Here is a 21,385-nt window from a genome sequence, read left to right on the forward strand (position 1 = left end):
TGACACATCGCGGTAAAGTGTCTGTATGCCCAGGATTTCAGCGGCCAGCAACGCCGAACAACGCGCTGATACGCAGCGCCGTATCCTCACAGCCTTCGGCGAACTCCTTTTCACCCACGGCCTTCCCGGGTTGACCATGACGGACGTGGCCCGGCACGCAGGCGTGGGCCGGACCGCCGTCTACAACTACTACGCGGACATCGAGGAACTGTTGATTTCCTACGCGCTGGAGGAGACGGAAAAGTTCCTCTCGGACCTGCGCGATTCACTGGGCCGCCTGGAGAACCCGGTGGAGCGGCTGGCCCTCTACGTCCGCGCCCAGGTGGTTGACCTCAGCCGCCGCCACCTCCCGCCCGGACCGGCCATGGGGGCTGTGCTGTCGCCGTCGTCCTTCGCGAAACTCTCCGACCATGTCAGCGAGCTCAGCACCCTGCTGCAGGGCATCCTGCGTGACGGCATGGAGCAGGGCTACCTGCCGGTGGCGGACGTGGGGCAACAGTCCCAGCTGATCCTGGGCACGCTGTCCTCCAGCGCCGCCAGGGGCAGCGACGAGCCTGCCGAACTGGAAGCGCGCGTGGCCCGGACGGTGCGGTTCATCCAGCTGGGGGCGGGAGCAAGGTTCGACGACGAAGGGCGGCCCCTGCGCGTGGCCGGCCTTCCGGCGGCGGCCGGCTGAGCCGTGGTCAGCGCGGCCGTGGTCAGCGCGCCGGCACGGCGGCCGGGGTTACCGGAAGCTTGTTGGCATCGGCAATGCGGCGGCTTTCCCTGGGGCAGCCCAGGGTCCCAGGGGTTTGGTCCACCACATCCGCCGGGACGAGCGCTGCGAAATCATGGGCCAGGATGACGTCCACGCTGGCGTCGGTCCTGCTGTCCTGGAAGTAGTCGGACCCCGGTACATTGCGCTGCACCGTGAAGGCGGCAGCCTGCCCGGCCGCGCCTGAGACCACTGCAGCAACGCCCCGGTAGCCGGCATTGACGTTCGACACATTGCCCACCGCGAACTTCCGCGCCAGGAATTCATCCGCCACGGAGCGGGCCAGGCCGGCCCGGGTGGTGGAGTTATAGACGTTCAGGCTGACCTTGTCGTTGGGCGTGTAGTCGAACACCGCAGTGGGGCATGAAGACACCGGCTTCTGGCTGGGCTCGGCCGTGGGAACCTTCAGCCGCCCGTTAATGATGGCGAGGGCAACGATGATGGCCGCGGCGATCATCCCAACCAGCAGGACCAGGACCACGCCGTGGAGCACGCGGCGACGGACCCGGGCCGTTTCGTCGGCGTCCTTGGCCGCTTCCATCGCTGCCCGCAGCTCAGCGCCGGACACCACACGGTGGCCGTGCAGGACGCTGGGGTCCTTCGGCCGGCGGCTAGCCATCGAGCACCAGGACCCGGGCGTGGATCGCCGTGCGCTGGTGCAGTGCCGTACGGACCGCGCGGTGCAGGCCGTCCTCCAGGTAAAGGGTTCCCTGGTATTGCACCACGTGCGGGAACAAGTCACCGAAGAATGTGGAATCTTCGGCCAGCAAGGCCTCCAGGTCCAGCGTGCGCTTGGTGGTCACCAGTTCGTCCAGCCGGACCGGCCGCGGCGGCAGCGACGCCCACTGCTTCGGGGTGCTGTAACCATGGTCGGGGTAAGGGCGGCCCTCGCCCACAGCTTTGAATATCACCATGCAACAGTAGGCACCGCGCCGCCCCAGCGAAAGCATCAGGGCGGACCGGCGCCAGGTTGTAGCCAAACAGTGACCATCCGTCACATCGCCCCGTTCCACGGCAACGGGCCGGTTCCTGCTGACAGAATGGAGCCATGACCGCATCCGACTCCCCCGCCATGCCCGAGCCAGGAACCCGCCTGCCATCCACGCCCCCGCTGGCGCTGCTGCTGGATGTGGACGGACCCGTGGCAAGCCCGGTGACCCGCGACGTGAAGCCGGACATCATCCTTGACCTGGTGGCACTCGCGGCAGCCGGAATCCCCGTCATCTTCAACACCGGCCGCTCGGACGCGTTCATCCGCGAACAGGTCATGGAACCCATGATCGCCGCCGGGATCCCGGCGGGAACAGTCATCCACGCCGTGTGCGAGAAGGGCGCCGTCTGGTTCAGCTATACCTCCGCCGGGCCGGGCGCCATCCACGTGGACCGGGAACTGGCCGTGCCGGCAGCGTACGGCGACGACATCCGGCGCCTGGTGGCGGAGGATTACGCCGCCCACATGTTCTTTGACGAAACCAAACGCGCCATGGTCTCGGTGGAGCAGCACATCGACGTGCCCAGCGCCGAGTACCTGGCCGAGCAAAAGCTGTTCGACGCTGACGCCATGGAGCTCATGGGCAGGCACGGCCTGGGCGTTGTGCGGCTGGACCACCATGCGCCCAATTCCGACGACGCAGTGGATTACCGGGTGGATCCCACCATCATCTCCACCGATATCGAGTCCGTGCGGCTGGGCAAGGACCTCGGCGCCAGCCGCGCGGTGGAACTGCTGGCTGCCCAGGGCATCACGCCCCGGGCTTGGCGGACGGTGGGCGATTCCCGGACCGACTACGCGATGGCCGACTGGCTGCACCACAACGATCACCCGGTCAAGCACGTTGACGTCCGGCCCGCGGACGGCGTGCCCGGCAAACCGTATCCGGTCCTCACGGCAGCGGACCTGGGACTGGACAGCACGGTGATCCACGACGACGCCGGCGGCGCTTTCCTGCGCGCCTGGCGGGAGGCGCTGGGCGCCTGAGCCCCTGCCGCCGCGGCCCGAAACCTGCTGTTACCACGGCAGGACTATCATGCAGGTAAGAAAGCTTACTTCGACCACCACGGAGACAACCATTACAGAAGCACCGGTCCAGGACGAGGTCTACTACGGCGGCCAGGCGTCCGTGGAGGAACAATTTCACGCGGAGATCACGTCGGCGGCGGCGGAACAACGGCTCAGGCACCGCCCCGATGTCATCCGGCACAAGGGCCGCTACGCCCTGATCAACGACACCAGGACCCCCTACCAGGCCATGGTGGAAGATTTGCTGTTCCTGCGGAACGTCCTGGCAAACGCGGGCCTGGCCTACCTCCTGGTCCGCGGCAACAACGACCGCCCCGTGGTGGCGCTGGACTGGAAGAGCCGGAAGAAACTCCGCGCCGCCCTGGTGGAGGCGTGCAGGGACGAGCCCTTCTACTCCATGACCGTGGACGCCAAGAAGAAGACCTCCGTCCTGGTGGCGGACGGCGAACTGTCCTCCAACCGGCAGGCACGGATCTTCCGCCTGTACCGGCCGCGGGTGGAGCCGGTGGGCGGATTCGAGTTCGGCGCCTCCGCCGGCGTCCAGATCGAGCTGTGGTCCTTCGAAGGCGAAGAACTGATCCTCCCCATCGAGAACTCCCTGACCCGCAGGACCATGCTGCGGCAGGACGCCGTCCGCGGCACGGTGGAACGCTACGGCCACACCTGGCCCACCATCGAGAACATGTTCGCCGACCACGCCAGCGACATCAGCTTCGACATCGACCTGGTCTTTTCCTGGGTGGACGGAAGCTCTCCGGAATACATCGCGGCCCGCCGCGCGCAGCAGCAGGGCGTGGTCCTGGGCGAGGGCGACGACCATGAGGCCCGGTTCCGGCAGATCAACGAGCTCAAGTACGCGCTGCGCTCCGTGTACATGTTCGCCCCATGGATCCGCCGCATCTTCATCGCCACGGACTCCCCCGCTCCGGCCTGGCTGGCAGAGCACCCGTCCGTCACGATCGTCCGCAGCGAAGAGTTCTTTGCAGATCCCTCGGTGCTGCCCACGCACAATTCCCAGGCGGTCGAGTGCCAACTGCACCACATCGAAGGGTTGTCCGAACACTTCCTCTACTCCAATGACGACATGTTCTTTGGCCGGCCCGTAGGCCCGGACATGTTCTTCACACCCGGCGGCATCACCAAGTTCATTGAGGCAGAAACCAGGATCGGCCTGGGCGAGAACGCTGCCGAGCGCAGCGGCTTTGAGAACGCCGCCCGGGTCAACCGCAAGCTTCTCTGGAACCGGTTCGGGCGGATCACCACCCGGCACCTGGAACACACTGCAGCTCCGCTGCGGCGCAGCCTCGTGGCCCAGATGGAGGAAGAATTCCCGGAAGAATTCCGGAAGACGGCGGCCAGCAGGTTCCGGGCAGCGGACAACATCTCCGTCACGAACTCGTTCTACCACTACTACGCCCTGCTGACAGGCCGAGCGGTCACGCAGACGGCCGCGAAGGTGCGCTACGTGGACACCACCATGCGGGCCGGGATCAACTACCTGCCCAAGCTGCTCGCCAAGCGGAACATGGACTTCTTCTGCCTGAACGACGGCAGTTTCCCCGAAGTCAGTGCCGACGAACGCGCAGAAGCCGTGACCGACTTCCTGGAAAAGTACTTCCCCATCAAGGCTCCCTGGGAAAAGTGAAGTCCGGGCACGGGTGCCCGGACTTACCGGCGGCCGGCTCCGGAACCCGGCGCGCCTACTTGCTGCTGGCCACGCCCTGTTTGGTGCTGCGGCGCTGCTTGGCGGTTTCCGGAATCCGGACTCCGGCAGCTGCCAGGCGCCGGGCGGTTTCCTCGGGCGAGACGTATTCACCCACGGTGGCCGCGCGGCCCATCGGCACCACCGAGTGCACGATTGTGTGCTCGTATACGTGCACCAGGTTGAATGCCTGTCCGCCGTCCTGCCCGCGGGTGCCTCCCACCGGAACGTTGAGGTCCTGCGTATAGCAGGATGCTGACGCGACCGAGACCGGAACACCGGCGAAGCTGGCCGTGGTGGAGTAGTGCAGGTGGCCGGCCAGGATGGTGCGGACGTCAGAGTTGCGGACCACCGCCGCCAGGGAGGCTTGGTCGCGCAGCTCCACCAGCACCGAAAGATCGAGTACCGACGGGACCGGCGGGTGGTGGAGTGCAAGGATGGTGCCGTCCGGGGCCGGCGTTTCGAGTTGCTGCGCCAGCCACTCCAGCTGTGCTGCGCTCAGCTCCCCGTGGTGGAATCCAGGGACGGTGGTGTCCAAGGTAATGACTCTCAACCCATTGATGAAGTAGCTGTGGTCCACCGGCTCATCGGTGCCTGGCTGGTCCAGCAGGCCCCGGCGGAAGTTCGCACGGTCGTCATGGTTACCCATTGCCCAGATCACCTTGGCGCCAAGTTCCTCGCATGCAGGGTCAACGATGGCCCGCAGTTTCACATAGGCTTCGGGATCACCCTTGTCTGCGAGGTCGCCCGTGAAAATCACAGCCTCCGGCCGTGCACCGGACGCCTTGACTTCCTCGAAAAGCTGGATGAGGCGTGCTTCGCTGTCGACGGTTCCGTAGAGGGGTTCTGGACCTCCCAACAGGTGGGGATCGCTCAAGTGGAGTAGGAAGTGGCGTGGCCGGGGATGTTCGGCCTCGATGTGCTCCATTGCTACCTCTATGGTCGGTGGGAAGCCGTTCTTCCCTTGTACCCTTCAGTAATATTTATCCAATCAGACATTTGGCAAACTTGGGGTGAATCGCCGTAGCTGATGTGGAAAAAATCAAAAGAACTGCGCTTCTGCAGACTTAATTCGGCCTGCCCGGCGGATCAGCCCAGCGCTTCCTCGATCGCTTCGATGACCTTGGGCGCGTCCGGCTCCACGGTGGGGCCGAACCTGGCCGCCACTGTCCCGTCACGGCCCACCAGGAATTTTTCGAAATTCCACTTCACCGCTCCCGGCAGCAAACCGGTGCGGAACTTGGTCAGCTCGGAATACAGCAGGTGCTGGTTCCGGCCCCGGACGTCCGCCTTGGCTGTCAGCGGGAACGTCACGCCGAAGTTGCGCTCGCAGAATTCCGCGATTTCGCTGTCGGTGCCGGGCTCCTGGCCGGCGAACTGGTTGCACGGGACACCGAGGATCTCGAAGCCGCGGTCGCGGAATTTCCCGTAGAGTGCCTCGAGGCCGGCGTACTGGGGCGTGAAGCCGCAGTTGGAGGCGACATTGACCACCAGCACCACTTTTCCCTTGAACTGGCCGAAGTTCGTCCTGGTGCCATCGTTGAGGAGCAACGGGATCGGGTACAGGGGCGCCGGGCGCTGTGTTTGCGAAAGGAAGCTCATAAGGGCAATTCGTTGCCGTCGGCTCCGTGTACGGGTCCGGCGTTGAAGAATTTTCCCGTCTAGGACGTCGTCGGGACCGGCGTGGGCTCCAGCGTTGTTGGACCGGGTGTGGGCTCGAGCGTTGTCGGGGCGGGTGCCGGCGCCACCGTCGTCTCAGGCGCCGTCGGGACAGGTGCGGGCGCCACCGTCGTCTCAGGCGCCGTCGGGGCAGGAGCCGGCTCCACCGGTGCGGGTGCGGGTGCAGGCGTCGGCTCCGTGGCCGTCGGCGTCGGGGTCGGCTCACTCGGCATCGGCGTCGGCGTCGGTTCACTCGGCGTCGGGCTCGGGCCCGGAGGCGCGGGTGTCGGCGTCGGGCTCGGATCCGTGGGCGTGGGCGTCAGCGTCGGGCTCGGATCCGTGGGCGTGGGCGTCGGCGTCGGCGTTGGTGTCGGCTCACTGGGAGACGGGGACGGCGACGCCGTCGGGTTGCCGGCTGTCGGATCGGACGACGGCGGCGGCGGGGCACTGGGCGAAGGCTGGGCAGACGCCGTTGGGGCCGGCGTCGTCAACTGCCCGTTGGACATTGGAAAGAAGGTACCGGACGGCGCCGGGCCAGGCAGCAGCGGCGCCGGACCAGGCGATGCCTCCAGCCCGGCGGACGGGGACGATCCCCGGTCCACGTGGAGCGGGATGGTCCAGCTGACCCTCCCGTCGGACAAGCCAGGCCCGGGGCCGTAGGAAACCATGCCGGCCGGGAGTGATTGGCCCACGGCGCGCAGCTGGAGGAAGCTCCAATTCAAGGGATTGGTGTAGCGGCCGTTCTGGATGGTCTCAAAGTGCAGATGGCAGCCCGTTGACCAGCCCGTGGTTCCCACCCGGGCGATAACCTGGCCCACCTGGACCCGGTCGCCGGTATGGACGCCAATCGACTCAAGGTGGTTGTACGTGGTGATAAGGCCGTCACCGTGGTCGATCTCCACCCGGTTGCCTCCGCCCCAAGGATGCCATCCGGCCGCCCGGACCACCCCGGTGTCGGCCGCATAGACGCTGGTGCCGCAAGCGGCCGCGTAGTCCTGGCCAAGGTGGAAGTCTCCTGATGTCCCGCTGAGGGGACTCACCCGGAAACCGAAGGGCGAGCTCGGGTCGAGCGACTGGAGCGGCGCCATGAGGAAGCCTGCCGGCGGCCGGCCCGCACCGGCCGGGCCGACCATCAGTCCCGCCGACGGATCCTGGAAACCGCCCAGCGCTGCATGCGGGAAAGCCAAAGTGACATTGGGATCCGAGGCGACGGCCGGCGGAAGGGAACCGGCACCAACCTGGTCCGAGGCCGGCGGCCCGGTATTGCCATCCACCCCCCGGGTGTCCGTACCCGCGACCGCCCCGGCCGACGCCACGTCACCGGCAGTCCGGGCCCGGTCGAGCGCCCCTGCCAACCGGACGGGTCCTGCGGGGCCGCCGGAAAGATTGACTGCACAAGCGGCAGCCGCGACCATACCGGCGGCGGCCACGGCACGGACCAGGTGGGGAAATGTCCGCTGGGCCGGTTTGCCGTTACCGGGCACCCAATAATTGCCCATTGATTGACTCCAGGACGGGGGTTGCCGCGCGTTGTCTCGACGGTACGTCCCATGGGACCACAGGTCCGCCCGCCGGGGAACCCTGGAGCAGCACAATGCGGGTTTTTTGTGGGCGTTGGGTGCAGGGACGCGCCAGCCGGCCAAGCCGCCGACTGACGCACGGGCCGAAATGGGCAAGAATGGCTCATGCGCAATTTCGTTCGTACCTGGCGGGACGAAATCAAGAAGACTTTCTCCGGGAACGCCGATGCACCACCGGAGTGGTCGCTGCGGCTCGCGGAGGGCGACGATGCCGGCTACCACCTGCCAGGATCGGCGGTGTGGGCGGTCCACGGCTCCATGTCCCCGATCGTGGGCGGAATCCGGACACTGCTGATGCAGTCGCTGCATCCCGGTGCCCTGGCGGGCGTGCATGAACACTCCAATTTCCGCGAGGATCCCCTCCGACGGCTGGCCAATACCATCCGCTGGATTTTCACGGTGACCTACGGTTCCACTGCCGCCGCGGAGGAGGCCTCACGGCGCGTGCGCCGGCTCCATGAACCGGTGCAAGGCAGCTACCAGGACAATGCCGGCACCGAACGCGCCTACAGCGCCAACGATCCCGGGCTGGCGGCCTGGATCCACATCGCCTTCACGGACGGATTCCTGGCCGCCCACCGGATCTGGGGCGGACCGATCCCCGGCGGAGAAGATGCCTATGTCCGCGAGTGGGCCCAGGCCGGGCGGCTCATGGGCGTGGAGGACCCGCCAGTCACCCGGGCACAGATGCGGAGCCAGCTGGACGCCTGGTACGAGCAGGGCGAACTGCGGGCTGACGGCAGGGTCAGGGAAACGGTGGAGTTCATCCGCAACGCACCCCTGCATCCACTGCTGAGGCCGGGTTACCGCATATTGTTCGCGGCCGCCGTTTACAGCCTGGAACCCCGGTACCGCCAGATGCTGGGCCTCTCCGTCCCACGGCTGGGCCCCTTCCCGCTTCCGGTGCGGCTGGCCACAAAGCTGGTGCTCGGCGTCGTACATCTCGCCCTGGGCGGCATCCGCAGGCGCAAGGGTCCCAGCGAAGCAGCAGCCCGGGAACGGCTGCGGCGCCTGGGCGAACCCGCCGCTGACCTGGCCTGAGAAACTGCCCGCCGTCCCGTTGGGAAGGCCTGGATGGTTAAACGAAAGAACCCGGCCCCGGCAGCTGCCGGGGCCGGGTTCCAACCGGCGGAGAATGGGGGATTTGAACCCCCGAGGGCGTTAACCCAACACGCGTTCCAGGCGTGCGCCATAGGCCGCTAGGCGAATTCTCCAACTGCTTCTGAATCAAAAGCAGGTACCAGATTACCTGAACTTTTCCGCATCGCCCAATTGGCCCGCGCAGGGCCCGTTTTCGAACGCGCCCGGCAAGACCTTCAGGTCCCGCCAGGCTCCGTCCCTGACCCGGCAATGGACGCCCCCAATGCGCCCATTCCCTGTTGCTTCACCGTTGAGCTGCCGGGTCCGGTTCGTTCAACCAGGCCACGCAGCTCACAATCTTGAGATTGCCCCAATCGGTGTATATACAAATGATCGTGGCTGCCCCGGGGATAAGCAATGGAAATCCGCGACGTGACCGGCGTTTCCTGCCTCGCGCCACCTCCGTCACCGCGGCAGCCGGCCGATTCGAGTCGCGCCCCATGTTCAGGTAAAGTGTTTGACGGCCCCTCATGTGGCGTCATCCTGTTGAACTCCCCCAGGACCGGAAGGTAGCAAGGGTAAATGGGCTCTGGCGGGTGCATGGGGGGTCTTTACTATTCCCCCACAGGGCGGCAGGATGTCAGCCCGGATTGGTAGGGTTTTCTCTGTGACAGTTACCACCGCCCTGTACCGCAGATACCGTCCCGACTCGTTCGCTGACGTTATCGGGCAGGAGCATGTCACCGAACCGTTGATGACGGCTTTGCGCAAGAACCGTGTCAACCACGCCTACCTTTTCTCCGGTCCCAGGGGCTGCGGCAAAACCACCTCCGCCCGCATCCTGGCGCGCTGCCTCAACTGTGCCCAAGGCCCCACTGACACCCCGTGCGGAACCTGCCCCAGCTGTGTGGAACTGGCCCGTGGCGGCTCGGGTTCCCTCGACGTCATCGAGATCGACGCCGCGAGCCATGGCGGCGTGGACGATGCCCGGGACCTCCGTGAGCGCGCCACCTACGCCCCGGTCCGGGACCGCTACAAGATCTTCATCATCGACGAAGCCCACATGGTCACCTCGGCCGGGTTCAACGCCCTCCTGAAGATCGTCGAAGAGCCGCCGGAACACATCAAGTTCATCTTTGCCACCACGGAGCCGGACAAGGTCATCGGCACCATCCGCTCCCGAACCCACCACTACCCGTTCCGGCTGGTACCGCCCGAGCCGCTGATGGCCTACCTTGAGCTGCTGTGCCGCCAGGAGAATGTTCCGGTGGCTCCCGGCGTGCTGTCCCTGGTCATCCGGGCCGGCGGCGGATCCGTCCGCGACTCCCTGTCCGTCCTGGACCAGCTCATGGCAGGCGCCGGACCCAACGGGCTGGACTACGAGCTCGCCGTCGCACTCCTCGGCTACACCCACGCCTCACTGCTGGACGACGTCGTGGAGGCCGTGGCCGCATCTGACGCCGCAACGGTCTTCCGGGCCGTAGACCGGGTCATCCAAACGGGCCACGATCCCCGGCGGTTCGTGGAAGACCTGCTGGAACGCTTCCGCGACCTCATCATCGTCCAGGCCATGCCGGAAAGCGCGCACGCCATCCTGCGGGGCATGCCGGCGGACCAGATCGCACGGCTTCAGAACCAGGCGCACAACCTTGGCGCCGCAGAGCTGTCGCGGGCTGCGGACGTTACCAACACGGCCCTGACCGAGATGACAGGAGCCACGTCGCCGCGGCTGCACCTTGAACTCCTGTGCGCCCGGATCCTCCTGCCCAGCTCCGAGCAGAACGAACGCGGCATGGCCGCACGGATCGACCGGGTGGAGCGGCGGCTCAACTACGCCGGGAACGACGTCGGCGCTGCCGCAACGGCCCCGCCAACAGCCGCGCCGGCGCCTTCAGCGCCCGCACCGGCTGCCTCCGTCCCGGCACCAGCGGCACCCGTTCCGGCACCAGCCACCCCAGCCCAGCCGCAGGTGCCCGCCGGCCCGGCGTCACCCAGCCAACACCCTGCCGAAGAAGCTGCCCGGCCCGTTCCCCACCCCGGCCGGGATGCGGCGGACCAGCCATCGAATGCTTCGCCGGCGCCCGCCGTCCGCCCACAGGAAACCGAACAGGCCGCTCCCGCCCAGGCCGCATCGGCCACCCCTGCGGCGCCTGCTCCTTCCGCGGGACCGGCATCCCCTGCAGGTCCCGCTTCCGGGACCAGCCATGGCGCGCCCGCTCAGGATGCCCGCAACCCCCTCACTCCCCCACGCGTAAGCACCAGCGACTGGCCTGTGGAGGAGCCGGCCCGCGGCCGCCAACCCCAGGCGCCCGCTGCGGCAGCAGCCCCCGAGGCAACGCCTCCGGCGCCACAGGAGCAACCTGCACGGTCCACCCCGGCAGCTCCCCCGGCAATGGGTGACGTTGAAGTCCTCCGCAGGGCCTGGCCTGATGTCCTGCAGACCCTTTCGAAGATTAAGCGCAGCACCTGGGCCCTGGTGGAACCGAATGCACAGGTCAGCGCCTTCGACGGAAGCGTCCTGACCCTCTCCTTCACCACGCCCGGACTCGCCGGAGCCTTCGGCCGGGCGGACCACTCCGACAATTTGCGCCAGGCCATCCACAAGACGGTTGGCATGGACCTGCAGATCAACGCGGTTGCCGGCGGCGCCAGCCAGGCGAGCTCTGAGCCAAACCCAAAAGTTCCGGCCAGCCCGGTGGTTCCGGCCACGTCAGCTGACGTTGCCTGGGGACTTGCTCCGGCCCCCGCCACATCATCGGCTGCCACGGCGGACAATGCTGCCGCAGCCACATCGGCTGCTGCACCAGTACCTGCACCTGCCGCATCGCCGGCACCGGCCGTAACCCCTGTGACTGCACCTGCCTCCGAGCCAGCGCAGGCTGCGTCGTCGCCGGCATCCGCCGCAGCCGCTCCGTCCGCTGGGGACAACCAGCGCCGGGAGCCTGCCCAGCCGGCATCTGAAGGCACCGGAGGCCCGGGCAAGGCGTCCGGCCCCGCAGTGTCGCAGTCCCCCTACCCCTCCGCCGCCGGAGACTACTCCTATTCGGACGACGACTGGGGCCCGCCCCGGGACGAGGACGCTCCGCCGCTGGATGAAGAGCCCCCCATGGACTGGGAACCTTCGGCCCCTGCTTCCGGCACCACCGCAACGCCTGCCTCCACCGCCGGCACTGACCGGCCCGGCGGCAGCAACCGCACAGAAGCCGCGCCTAAGGCGGGACCCGCTACCGCCCCTTCCGCCAATACCAGTAACGGAGAGGCCGCGCCTGCGGTAGCCGCCCACGACCCATGGGCCCGGGCCGTCGAACAGGCCCCCGGTGTCTGGGTGGTTGGGGACAAGAGCAACGTGGGCGCGCCGCCTGTCAGTGCTTCCGTGGACGAACCGGCGCCCCCGGCCGCTGCCCCGACCCCGCATTACGAACCGGCCACCGCACAGGTGCCGCCCGCTATCCCGGCCTCCGCAACCAGGGCCACGGCCGAGGCCGACCGGGGTGTGGGAGCGGTGAACGACAACAACCGTGCGGACTCCGTCCGGGAAACGTACAAGCCGGCCCAGGCCATGCCTGCTCCGGAACCTGAACTTGCCATGGCATCAGCCGGGCCCGCCACGTCTGCCCCGTCGCGGCCACAGGCTCCGGCGGCAGCGCCCTCCGCAGGACGGCCTGAAACGCGGCAAAGCCTCTACCAGCGGCTGTCCAACAGCCCGGAAGCCGAGGCCGGCCGTGCCAAAGCGCCCGCCAGGGCCGCAACGGCCCCCAGCGCGTACGTCCAGGACATCCCGAGCGCCGACGACGAAACCATCGAGGAGTCCGGCGTCTTCGGACGCGCGGCGGTGGAGCGTATTCTGGGCGGAAAGCTGATCGAGGAACGGTCCAACGACGGCAGTCCCCTAGCGCCCCGGTACTGACCGGCCACAACGCCACAAACCGTTGGTCCGCACCTGGTGACCTGCCCCCCATCCACATCGAACTAAAGAGGGAATTGTGTACGAAGGTGCTGTCCAGGAGCTGATTGACGAGCTCGGACGCCTTCCAGGGGTGGGACCCAAGTCGGCGCAACGGCTGGCGTTCCACATCCTCGAAGCCGATCCCCAGGACATGAAACGGCTGGTCGAGGCCATCACCACGGTCAAGGACAAGGTCAAGTTCTGCACTGTCTGCGGCAACGTCACCGAACAGGAACTCTGCAATATTTGCAGGGATCCGCGCAGGGACCCGGCCGTGATCTGCGTGGTGGAGGAGTCCAAGGACGTCCTTGCCGTGGAACGTACCCGGTCCTTCCGTGGCAGGTACCACGTACTTGGCGGTGCGATCAATCCCATTGCCGGCGTCGGGCCGGAGCAACTTCGCATCCGCGAACTGCTCACGCGGCTGAACGACGGCGCCATCCAGGAAGTCATCATCGCCACAGACCCCAACCTGGAGGGCGAGGCGACGGCGACCTACCTTGCCCGCATGCTTAAGACGATCGGTATCACGGTCACCCGGCTGGCGTCCGGCCTGCCGGTGGGAGGCGATCTCGAATACGCGGACGAAGTCACTTTGGGCCGCGCCTTCGAAGGCCGTCGAAACGCCCTGGCCTGAGGGGCTGCCCGCCGGCCGCAATACCGGGCCCGGCCGGATTTTCCTGCAGTCGGACGACAGCCAGCCTGTCCAGGCGTTGTCCGGCCGGGCTGCCGCCTGCACGCCAGTCCCGTCGTGGGCCGGTATGTGGTCATAATTCAACGTCCCTCCGGGCACGGCGATAAACTGTCGGAGGAAGTCGCGCCGCCAGGCTTCATGGCCTCCAAAACTCCAACTGATCCGATGAAGGTACGCGCATGAGTACGCCCACTACCGAACTGCACAACGCAACCCAGCCGCAGGTGGCGCCCGCCGCCGGCGCGGTGACCAAACAGCTCATCGTGCAGAAATTCGGCGGCTCCTCCGTGGCGGACGCCGAGGGTATCAAGCGCGTGGCCAAGCGCGTGGTCGATGCCCAGGATGCCGGCAACGAGGTGGTGGTTGTCGTCTCGGCAATGGGCGACACGACGGACGAACTCCTGGACCTCGCCGCGCAGGTGACAGATTCCGCTCCCGCCCGCGAAATGGACATGCTCCTGTCCGCCGGCGAGCGCATTTCCATGGCGCTGCTGGCCATGGCCATCAACAAGCTCGGCGCGTCCGCACAGTCCTTCACCGGGTCCCAGGCCGGCATGATTACCGATGGCATTCACGGCAAAGCCCGGATTATCGACGTCGACCCGCACCGCATCCGGACTGCGCTGGACAAGGGCAACATCGCCATCGTTGCCGGTTTCCAGGGCATGAGCCGGGCCACCAACGAAATCACCACCTTGGGCCGTGGCGGCTCGGACACAACGGCTGTGGCACTTGCCGCGGCGCTCGAAGCGGATGTGTGCGAAATCTACACCGACGTCGACGGCATCTACACGGCCGATCCGCGCGTTGTCCCCTCAGCCCAGAAGATCGACACCATATCCAGCGAGGAGATGCTGGAACTCGCCGCCTCGGGCGCGAAAATCCTGCACCTTCGCTGCGTGGAATATGCCCGCCGGTTCGGTGTGCCGCTGCACGTCCGTTCCTCATTCAGCCAGCATGAAGGCACCTGGGTCATTCCCGGCGCCGACGACAAGATCACCACTCAAGAGGGAGTTGCCTTGGAGCAGCCAATCATCTCCGGCGTTGCGCACGACCGTTCCGAAGCGAAGGTCACCGTGGTCGGCGTTCCCGACATTCCGGGCAAGGCCGCTGCGATCTTCCAGGTCATCGCCGACGCCCACTCGAACATCGACATGATCGTCCAGAACGTTTCCACCCACGGCACGGGCAAGACGGACATCTCCTTCACCCTGCCGATCGTCGAGGGCGCCGATGCCCTGGCCGCCCTCCACGCAGCGCAGGACCAGATCGGCTTCGAGGCCATTGAATACAACGAGCAGATCGGCAAGCTCTCCCTGATCGGCGCCGGCATGCGGTCACACCCCGGCGTTTCGGCCACGTTCTTTAAGGCCCTGTCCGATGCCGGCATCAACATCAACATGATCTCCACCTCTGAAATCCGCATCTCGGTGGTAACCCACGCTGACCTGCTGGACGAGGCCGTGCGCGTGATCCACCAGGCGTTCGGCCTGGACAGCGAAAGCGAAGCGACGGTTTACGGCGGCACCGGCCGCTGAGCATGCACGGAAAAGCCGGGCAGCCGTTACTTTGGTGACGGCTGCCCGGCTTTTCCGGTATCCGGTCTATCGGTCCAGGTCTTCCCGGCGCACGGCGTAGTGGTGGCCTGTTGAATCGGTTTCCACCACGAAGTGCGAAAGATCCTCTTCGGAGGCCTGCTCAAATTCGTCGTGTTTGTGCACCACGGGCGTGTCGGGATCCAGCCGGGTGGCAGGGCCGAAGAAGAAGCGGAGCCTCTCGGTCAGGCCCATGAAACCGCTGAGGACATGTGCCACTGTTTTCCACCCCCTTCCCGAACCTCGGGCGAAAGTGCCGCTGCCTCCTAGCGGAAACAGTGCCCTTATTCTAGTCCCGGGGCCGGAAAAAGGCGCCTGTGACGGCGGCGCGAAAGGGCTACCGCAAGGAACGGTCCTCAGGGTTCCTGGGCACAACATAGGTGCTGCCATCCGGCCTGGTAATGGTCTCCCACTGCTGGGTTTCCGCCTGGCGCTGGACCAGCAGCCGGCGGTTTTCCTCGGTCATATCGTGGGCCAGCGCAGAGCGGTTGGCCGGGCCGAAGACAGCCCTGAGTTTTCCCGTGGCGCGCATAAAGCGCTGGGAGGCGTTGCCTTTGTCCCCGGACCTGTCCCTGGCCATGAACGCGTTCCTTCCACTCACTGCTTGCTTACCGTCAATGTACACTAATAATTCGTGCACTAACAATGTAAGGAAGCCATGACCCCCACATCTCCCGTCGATGCCGCGGATGAAGACCTCTTGCTGGAACACCAGCTGTGCTTTGCGCTGACGGTGGCTGCCCGAAGCGTCGTGGGCGCCTACAAGCCGGTGTTGGAAAAACTCAACCTCACACACCCGCAGTACCTGGTGATGCTGTGCCTGTGGGAGACCAGCCCGCGTACTTTAAGGAACATCAGTGCGGCTTTGGCCCAGGAACCGGCAACCATCTCTCCACTCCTGCGCAGGCTCGAGGCGGCAGGGTTGATTACCCGGGCACGCGCTGAGGGCAACGAACGCGCCCTGGCGGTGGCCCTGACGCGAGAAGGAAGAGCGCTCCGGGAACAAGCACTTCAGGTTCCGGGAACCATGATGGAACGGCTGGGCCTCACCCGGGAACAGGTGACCGAACTGCACGCCTCCATGATGGGACTCATCGCCGCCACGTCGGAGGGCACGCGCTGACCGGCCATCCATCAAGCGGCCCGGCCGCCGGCCCGGGGTTTTCCGGCAAAACCGACGACTAGAATGGCATGACGAAGGGGAGGTGGCCTGATGCGTAACCTACGATTGGCCGCAGCGGTCCTGGCCATGGGTGCCGGGCTGCTCTCCGGTTGCGGCGGTTCGTCCAACGACGGGCCCTCCGCGTCCGGCAGTTCACCCGCAGGGCCCTCTCCCGATACTGAAACTTCGGCCGCGGCCCCCGCGCCCGCAACGTCACGTCCCGGCAATGGGCCGGGGCAGGGCAACGCCAAGCTCGCCATTACCGTGATGCCGTCCGAGGGCGCACCCGCGCTCGACTACATTTTGGTCTGCTCCTCCGGAACCCCCGCCGCGGAAAGCCGCCACCCGGATCCTGCTGCTGCCTGCGCAGCCCTCAAAGCGAACCCCGCCATCGTGGCCCAGGCCGCGCCGGGAAGCAACCGGACCTGCACCCAGCAGTATGGCGGCCCGCAGAAAGCGACTGTGACCGGGGCCGTGGATGGCGTCGCCGTCGAATCCTCCTTCGCCCGGACCAACGGATGTGAAATCAGTGCGTGGGACGCTGCCAAGGATGTGCTCGGTGCCGCCGGTGGAGCCTCTTAGCCTGCTGGCGGAGGACAGCGCCCAGGCACGGGAGGAAGCCCACCTGCAGCGCGTCAGCCGCTACGCCGATCCTTATCTTGCCCGCCGGTCGGCCGGGCAGAAGCATCCGGTGGAAGATTTCCTTTTCACCTATTACACCCAGAAGCCGGGCCAGCTGAAGCGCTGGCACCCGGGGGCCGGGACGGTCCTCACCGGCAGGCAGGCAGCCGCCCGGCAAGGCTGGAAGCACTACCGGGCGCTCGACGACGGCGAGCTTGCCTCGCTGGGGCTGGCTGCGGGGAGCATGGCAGTCACCTTTGACCGGGCCGCCTTCCTTGCCGACCGCAAGGAGGCAGTGGCGTTCGCGGGGGTGATCCTTCGCGGCACGGCGGCACGGCCTGCACAGTTCGGCTGCTTCGGCCTGCATGAATGGGCCATGGTCTACCGGCAGGACAAGTTCGATCTCCGCCACGAATACCTGCACCTGCGGCTGGGATCAGCAGGTACGGACAAGGTGGTGGAGGACAACAAGATCCGGTGCACCCACTTTGACGCGTTCCGGTTCTACACCCCGGATGCCATTCCGCTCAACGAGTTTTCACCCAGCCGTGAATCGCAGCGCCACCTGGAGCAGCCGGGCTGCCTGCACGCCAACATGGACCTCTACAAGTGGGCGTACAAGCTGCTGCCGGCCCTTTCGAGCGAACTGGTCATGGACTGCTTCGAACTCTCCTGGCGCATCCGGGCCATGGACATGCAGGCTTCCCCGTACGACCTCGCCGAGTGGGGCTATCCCGCCATTCCCATCGAAACTCCGCAGGGTAAGGCTTCCTACGTTGAGCACCAGCGCAATTTTGCCGCCGAGGCTGCCGCCTTGCGGGAGAGGCTTGCCCTGGACCTGGACGCCCTCGCAGCGGGAGCGCCGAGGTGATCGACCTGTCCATCAGCGTCCGCGATGCCCCGGATGCCCCCGAGTACGTTTTCCGGCTGGTGGCGGAGGACGGAACTTTGGCGGCCGAAACCACCCTGCCGGCACCCGAGGCCGCCCTGGCGGCCGTGGAGGAATTCGGGGAGGACATCTTCTTTCCCCGGCCCGGGCCACCGAGGCTGTGCACCCAACAGTACGGGGGACCCCAGGTTGCCGTCGTTTCCGGCACGTTCCATGGGCGCCCGGTCCATTCGGTCTTCACCCGGACGGACGGCTGCGAGATCGCCCGGTGGAAGGCCATGGCTCCCCTGCTGGGCGGTAACGCCACCTGACCGCCGGACGCCGGGCACGAAAAAGGGTCCCGGACGAAAATCGTCCGGGACCCTCCCCCCATGCTCAGGTGATGGTCATGCTCCGGGTACTGCCTGCGCAATGGCCATCTGGGGCGCGCCGGCCGGGGCCTGGGCAGAGCCGGAACCCACCTGCACGTTTACCCAGGTCTTGATGCCGTTGCTGCCCAGGCTCAGCCGCGAAAGGTATTGCCCATCACCCAGGCCGGCCCAGTTCAGGGTGGCCGAGGTGGCCGTCCCGTTGGGTGCCACGATCGGGTTGGGGTTGACGGTGAGGTTGCCGGCGTCGCCCGCAAAGCTCACCGCCTGGACCGAGGCAGTGGCAGGCCCATTGTCCGGGGTGGCGTACAGGTTGGCCACCACGTAATAGGTGCCCGGCCGGGGCGATTCCAGGTCAAGGAATTCGCTCGCCGAGGCCGTTGCCACCTGGGTTGCCGTCAAGCCGCCCGAACCGTTGGGTGCGTACACCACCATGTCCCAGTCGACGTCGTTCGACTGCGCCTGGATGCCCAGCCGCGCGAAGGTGGAGCCGGCGGGAACCTGCACCTGGACCAGGGCGTTGTGGGCATCATTCGTGGGTGCGTACGCGCCCGGGGTCTTGGTGATCGCGGTCTGGTTCAGTGGCGCCAGGCCTTCCACGCCGACGGCGATCGGGCTGTCCGAGCCCGACACCAGCTCCATGGAGCCGCTGCCCGTGCCCGTGGCCGAGCTGAACGAGAACGACGGAGCGATCTGGGCGTCGACCGGGCGGATGGCAATCGGCGATGTGACGGTCCGCGGGCCCTTCCACGTGAGGCTTCCGGTGCTGAATTTGCCGACCGGTGCGCTGACGTTCCGGATGGTCAGTGTTACTTCACGCGTTTGTCCGGCCTTGGCGAAGTTCAGCGCCTTGGGTTCGACATTGACGTTGAAGCCCGGCATGTTCACCTCGGGCCGGTACATGCCCGGCACCAGGGCCGTCAGCTTGCGCTTGACCTGGACCTCACCCACCAGGCTGCCCAAGGCGACCGACGGGAGGTTGAGGTCGCGGGCGGCGATGGAGCCCGCCTGCGGGGCCCCGGTATCAACGCCTTGTCCGTTCAGGAAACCAAGCCAATCCTGGATGCCGGAGTCGTAAACGAGGCCGGGATCGAGCACCCGGGTGGAGTCGATGTGGCCGGCGCCGCCCTGGAACGGATCCGTGTTGGGCGACCCGTCCGCGTTGACCAGCGGGTAGGCGGTGGTCATCATGGCCGACTTCACCATGGCGGGTGACCACTTCGGTTGCTTGCCAAGCACGAGGGCGCCGAAGCCGGCAATGTGCGGTGCGGCCATGGACGTACCGGACATGAAGCCGAACTGGTCGCCATGGTTGCCGATCGTGGAGACGCCGGCAAGGACGTTCACGCCAGGGGCGGAAATATCAGGCTTGAGCAGGTCGCCGCCTGAAGCGAGGGTGGGCCCGCGGGACGAGAAGCCCGCGATCTGGGGCGCCGGCGCCGGGGGAAGTCCGGTCAGGTCACCCTTGACCAGGCTCACCGTCAGTGCCGTGTTTGCCTGCAGCTTGGACTTCAATTCCAGGCTCTTGGGCGCGTTGACGTGGACGGTGGGAATGACGTGGTTGTCGGCGTCCTCGGAGCTGCTGGTGAGATTCACCAGGATCATGCCGACACCGCCCTTGTCCTGGACTTCCTGGCTCTTGGCAGTCCGGTCCACTACTCCACGGTCACAGACCACCACTTTGCCGGCCACCTTGGCGGGGTCCAGGGTTCCGGGCCCGCACAGGTCGGCGTTGGCCGCCCCGGGAGCAGCGGCAGCAGCGGCCACCACGACTGGCTTGTCCGCAACCTCTGATTTCATGATGGAAGCGCCGCGGTACAGCGAACCATCGGAAACCTTGACCGTTCCCACCAGGTCGCTGGGAAAGGTGGAGGCGGCCACGGTGGTCAGCCACGGTGAGGCATGGTTCACGGTGGAGGCCGTCGGGCCGGAGTTTCCGGCAGAGGCCGACACGAAGACGCCTGCGGCTGCTGCGTTCAGGAAGGCGAGTGCCACGGGATCGGTGGTGCTGTTGTTGTTGCCCGAAATTGAGTAGTTCAGGACGTCCACGCCGTCCTTGATGGCTGCGTCGACGGCCTCAACCGACGATGACGAGTAGCAACCGCCGGTGTCCGGGTTGGTGTCCTCCCAGCAGACCTTGTAGACCGATACCTTGGCTGCCGGAGCCACGCCGGAGCTCTTTCCGAAGCTGGCCCCATCAATGACCTGCTCGACGTTGGCATTGCCCGCTGCCGTTGTTGCCGTATGGGTGCCGTGGCTGCCCACGTCCACCGGGGAAATCTGCTCCTCGGGGGCCCGGTTGCCCGGGGTCACGTACTGGAGGAAGGAGTCGGCGAAGTAGCGGGCGCCGATCACCTTGGAGTTGCAGAGCGAGCCGTCGAAGCCGGCCCCGGTTCCCTGGCCTTTTTGGCATTCGCCTTCAAAGGTGGTTCCGTCCGCCTTGAGCATCGCAATCTTGCCGTCGCCGGTGCGGCAGGGGACGCCCACCTGCGGCGTACCCTGCAGGGGCTGCAGCGGTTCGCCCTGGAGGAAGGGGTTGTCCGGGGCGTAGCCGGAATCGATGACGCCCACCACCACGCCCTTGCCGGCGTTGGCTTCACCCCCGAACTGCTTGGCCCAGGTCCCGTCCGGACCGGTGAGTTTGAGGAAGTCGGTGGTGGTGTAGTCGGGCTTGTTCTCGACGTCCGGCGCCACCACGAGCACGCGCTTGTCCTTGGACAGTTCGGCCGCCTGGTGGGCGGTCAGCTCCGCGGTGAATCCGTTGAGGGCAGCGGTGTACTGCTTGGCCGGGGATACTCCCTGGGCTCCCGCAACGTCACGCTGCTGCTGGCGCAGGTGCGCGTCGTAGGCTTTGTAGTTTGGGCTGCCGGCATCCAGTTTGCGGCCTTGCTGCGGCTTGGTTGCGCCAAGCCCGGCGGCTCCGCCCTCGTAGGCTGCTGCAGCCGGGCCGGCCAAGACCACGATGTACCGGCCGTCCTTGAACTGGCTGTCTTTCGTGGTGGCGGCGGCATTCTCGAGGCTTTGGCTCCCCGGCGCCGCCGTGGCCGGCGTTACTGCCAGCGAGCTTATGAGGAGGGGCAACCCGACAGCCAGGGCGGCTGCCTTCCGAAGTCCCCCAGCCCGCAAGGGGCTCTTTCCAGTTGATTTCACGCGCAACCCTTTCACGATGTACCGCCCAGACTTGGTGGGCGCCCCAGACGACTGGAACTGCAGAAGTAATTACAGATCTTGTAATTAGCTGAGACCAGACTGTTCACAGGGTACAGACTGAGAGCGAGATATGACATAGAGCACATTTTGGAAATTTTCGCTTGT

19 protein-coding genes, 1 tRNA gene, 1 other RNA gene and 1 pseudogene are annotated in these 21,385 nt (G+C 66.5%); 13 read left to right on the plus strand and 9 right to left on the minus strand.

Going from position 1 to position 21,385, the window contains the following annotated elements:
- Positions 1-25 precede the first annotated feature (25 nt).
- Positions 26-676, plus strand: a complete 651-nt coding sequence (locus tag QRM96_RS17365; RefSeq protein ID WP_133831112.1) for a TetR/AcrR family transcriptional regulator — start codon at positions 26-28, stop codon at positions 674-676.
- A gap of 22 nt (positions 677-698) precedes the next feature.
- Here QRM96_RS17365 and QRM96_RS17370 read toward each other — a convergent pair whose 3' ends face one another.
- Together QRM96_RS17370 and QRM96_RS17375 are read right to left on the minus strand one after the other, a co-directional pair.
- Positions 699-1,373, minus strand: a complete 675-nt coding sequence (locus QRM96_RS17370) for a LytR C-terminal domain-containing protein (protein ID WP_285320430.1) — start codon at positions 1,371-1,373, stop codon at positions 699-701.
- Positions 1,366-1,665 (minus strand): type II toxin-antitoxin system VapB family antitoxin, encoded by a 300-nt coding sequence (locus QRM96_RS17375; RefSeq protein WP_026264985.1) that lies wholly within the window; start codon positions 1,663-1,665, stop codon positions 1,366-1,368. The genes QRM96_RS17370 and QRM96_RS17375 overlap by 8 nt, the downstream gene beginning before the upstream one ends.
- A gap of 137 nt (positions 1,666-1,802) precedes the next feature.
- Here QRM96_RS17375 and QRM96_RS17380 point away from each other — a divergent pair, with 137 nt between their 5' ends.
- Together QRM96_RS17380 and QRM96_RS17385 are read left to right on the plus strand one after the other, a co-directional pair.
- Positions 1,803-2,732, plus strand: a complete 930-nt coding sequence (locus QRM96_RS17380; RefSeq protein ID WP_285320431.1) for a Cof-type HAD-IIB family hydrolase — start codon at positions 1,803-1,805, stop codon at positions 2,730-2,732.
- Positions 2,733-2,781: 49 nt separating this feature from the next.
- A complete protein-coding gene (locus tag QRM96_RS17385; RefSeq protein WP_018763164.1) occupies positions 2,782-4,419 on the plus strand; it encodes a stealth family protein in 1,638 nt (545 codons plus the stop codon).
- A 55-nt stretch (positions 4,420-4,474) separates the two neighbouring features.
- Here QRM96_RS17385 and QRM96_RS17390 read toward each other — a convergent pair whose 3' ends face one another.
- The gene (locus QRM96_RS17390; RefSeq protein ID WP_285320432.1) at positions 4,475-5,404 is read right to left on the minus strand and encodes a phosphodiesterase; all 930 of its coding nucleotides are present in this window, start codon (positions 5,402-5,404) and stop codon (positions 4,475-4,477) included.
- A gap of 161 nt (positions 5,405-5,565) precedes the next feature.
- Positions 5,566-6,078 (minus strand): glutathione peroxidase, encoded by a 513-nt coding sequence (locus tag QRM96_RS17395; RefSeq protein WP_109045877.1) that lies wholly within the window; start codon positions 6,076-6,078, stop codon positions 5,566-5,568.
- 108 nt (positions 6,079-6,186) lie between these two features.
- On the opposite strand from QRM96_RS17395, the gene QRM96_RS17400 reads away from it, so the two are divergent.
- Positions 6,187-6,795, plus strand: a complete 609-nt coding sequence (locus QRM96_RS17400) for a hypothetical protein (protein WP_285320489.1) — start codon at positions 6,187-6,189, stop codon at positions 6,793-6,795.
- A gap of 74 nt (positions 6,796-6,869) precedes the next feature.
- Here QRM96_RS17400 and QRM96_RS21045 read toward each other — a convergent pair.
- Positions 6,870-7,634: pseudogene (locus QRM96_RS21045) on the minus strand (M23 family metallopeptidase); the annotation flags it as partial.
- Positions 7,635-7,820: 186 nt separating this feature from the next.
- On the opposite strand from QRM96_RS21045, the gene QRM96_RS17410 reads away from it, so the two are divergent.
- Positions 7,821-8,756, plus strand: coding sequence for an oxygenase MpaB family protein (locus QRM96_RS17410; protein WP_285320433.1), 936 nt, complete (start codon positions 7,821-7,823; stop codon positions 8,754-8,756).
- Between the two features lie 88 nt (positions 8,757-8,844).
- Here the strand turns inward: QRM96_RS17410 and QRM96_RS17415 are convergent.
- Positions 8,845-8,929, minus strand: a tRNA-Ser gene (locus QRM96_RS17415).
- 385 nt (positions 8,930-9,314) lie between these two features.
- Here QRM96_RS17415 and ffs point away from each other — a divergent pair.
- The 4 genes from ffs to QRM96_RS17435 all read left to right on the plus strand — a co-directional run bounded on the left by ffs (position 9,315) and on the right by QRM96_RS17435 (position 14,973).
- Positions 9,315-9,411: signal recognition particle sRNA small type (ffs, locus tag QRM96_RS17420), an RNA gene on the plus strand.
- A gap of 21 nt (positions 9,412-9,432) precedes the next feature.
- On the plus strand, positions 9,433-12,702 hold the full coding sequence (locus QRM96_RS17425; protein ID WP_502934902.1) for a DNA polymerase III subunit gamma and tau: 3,270 nt from the start codon (positions 9,433-9,435) through the stop codon (positions 12,700-12,702).
- Positions 12,703-12,778: 76 nt separating this feature from the next.
- Entirely contained in the window at positions 12,779-13,378 is a 600-nt protein-coding gene (gene recR / locus QRM96_RS17430) for a recombination mediator RecR (RefSeq protein WP_018763158.1), read from the plus strand.
- 236 nt (positions 13,379-13,614) lie between these two features.
- The gene (locus QRM96_RS17435; protein WP_018763157.1) at positions 13,615-14,973 is read left to right on the plus strand and encodes an aspartate kinase; all 1,359 of its coding nucleotides are present in this window, start codon (positions 13,615-13,617) and stop codon (positions 14,971-14,973) included.
- 66 nt (positions 14,974-15,039) lie between these two features.
- Here QRM96_RS17435 and QRM96_RS17440 read toward each other — a convergent pair whose 3' ends face one another.
- Entirely contained in the window at positions 15,040-15,249 is a 210-nt protein-coding gene (locus QRM96_RS17440) for a hypothetical protein (protein WP_109045873.1), read from the minus strand.
- Between the two features lie 118 nt (positions 15,250-15,367).
- The gene (locus QRM96_RS17445; protein WP_018763155.1) at positions 15,368-15,610 is read right to left on the minus strand and encodes a hypothetical protein; all 243 of its coding nucleotides are present in this window, start codon (positions 15,608-15,610) and stop codon (positions 15,368-15,370) included.
- 78 nt (positions 15,611-15,688) lie between these two features.
- Here QRM96_RS17445 and QRM96_RS17450 point away from each other — a divergent pair, with 78 nt between their 5' ends.
- The 4 genes from QRM96_RS17450 (at position 15,689) to QRM96_RS17465 (ending at position 18,013) form a co-directional block, all read left to right on the plus strand.
- The gene (locus QRM96_RS17450; RefSeq protein ID WP_109045872.1) at positions 15,689-16,153 is read left to right on the plus strand and encodes a MarR family winged helix-turn-helix transcriptional regulator; all 465 of its coding nucleotides are present in this window, start codon (positions 15,689-15,691) and stop codon (positions 16,151-16,153) included.
- Positions 16,154-16,243: 90 nt separating this feature from the next.
- Positions 16,244-16,774 carry an SSI family serine proteinase inhibitor gene (locus QRM96_RS17455; RefSeq protein WP_026264981.1) on the plus strand — a complete coding sequence of 177 codons (531 nt, stop codon included), beginning with the start codon at positions 16,244-16,246 and terminating at the stop codon, positions 16,772-16,774.
- Positions 16,752-17,684 carry a 3-methyladenine DNA glycosylase gene (locus QRM96_RS17460; protein WP_285320435.1) on the plus strand — a complete coding sequence of 311 codons (933 nt, stop codon included), beginning with the start codon at positions 16,752-16,754 and terminating at the stop codon, positions 17,682-17,684. Before QRM96_RS17455 ends, QRM96_RS17460 begins: the two co-directional genes overlap by 23 nt.
- Positions 17,681-18,013: a hypothetical protein gene (locus QRM96_RS17465; RefSeq protein WP_018763151.1), complete on the plus strand. Its 333-nt coding sequence runs from the start codon at positions 17,681-17,683 to the stop codon at positions 18,011-18,013. Before QRM96_RS17460 ends, QRM96_RS17465 begins: the two co-directional genes overlap by 4 nt.
- 75 nt (positions 18,014-18,088) lie before the next feature.
- Here the strand turns inward: QRM96_RS17465 and QRM96_RS17470 are convergent, their stop codons facing one another.
- Complete coding sequence (locus QRM96_RS17470) at positions 18,089-21,196, minus strand: S8 family serine peptidase (protein ID WP_502934906.1); 3,108 nt, start codon at positions 21,194-21,196, stop codon at positions 18,089-18,091.
- Positions 21,197-21,385 lie beyond the last annotated feature (189 nt).

It is taken from the genome of Pseudarthrobacter sp. lyk4-40-TYG-27 (assembly GCF_030209295.1).
GTDB lineage: Bacteria > Actinomycetota > Actinomycetes > Actinomycetales > Micrococcaceae > Arthrobacter.

Coding starts and splice junctions, on each gene's coding strand:
- QRM96_RS17365 (WP_133831112.1), top strand. CDS start 26: ATGCCCAGGATTTCAGCGGCCAGCAACGCCGAACAACGCGCTGATACG.
- QRM96_RS17370 (WP_285320430.1), bottom strand. CDS start 1,373: ATGGCTAGCCGCCGGCCGAAGGACCCCAGCGTCCTGCACGGCCACCGT.
- QRM96_RS17380 (WP_285320431.1), top strand. CDS start 1,803: ATGACCGCATCCGACTCCCCCGCCATGCCCGAGCCAGGAACCCGCCTG.
- QRM96_RS17385 (WP_018763164.1), top strand. CDS start 2,782: ATGCAGGTAAGAAAGCTTACTTCGACCACCACGGAGACAACCATTACA.
- QRM96_RS17390 (WP_285320432.1), bottom strand. CDS start 5,404: ATGGAGCACATCGAGGCCGAACATCCCCGGCCACGCCACTTCCTACTC.
- QRM96_RS17395 (WP_109045877.1), bottom strand. CDS start 6,078: ATGAGCTTCCTTTCGCAAACACAGCGCCCGGCGCCCCTGTACCCGATC.
- QRM96_RS17410 (WP_285320433.1), top strand. CDS start 7,821: ATGCGCAATTTCGTTCGTACCTGGCGGGACGAAATCAAGAAGACTTTC.
- QRM96_RS17425 (WP_502934902.1), top strand. CDS start 9,433: ATGTCAGCCCGGATTGGTAGGGTTTTCTCTGTGACAGTTACCACCGCC.
- QRM96_RS17435 (WP_018763157.1), top strand. CDS start 13,615: ATGAGTACGCCCACTACCGAACTGCACAACGCAACCCAGCCGCAGGTG.
- QRM96_RS17445 (WP_018763155.1), bottom strand. CDS start 15,610: ATGGCCAGGGACAGGTCCGGGGACAAAGGCAACGCCTCCCAGCGCTTT.
- QRM96_RS17450 (WP_109045872.1), top strand. CDS start 15,689: ATGACCCCCACATCTCCCGTCGATGCCGCGGATGAAGACCTCTTGCTG.
- QRM96_RS17455 (WP_026264981.1), top strand. CDS start 16,244: ATGCGTAACCTACGATTGGCCGCAGCGGTCCTGGCCATGGGTGCCGGG.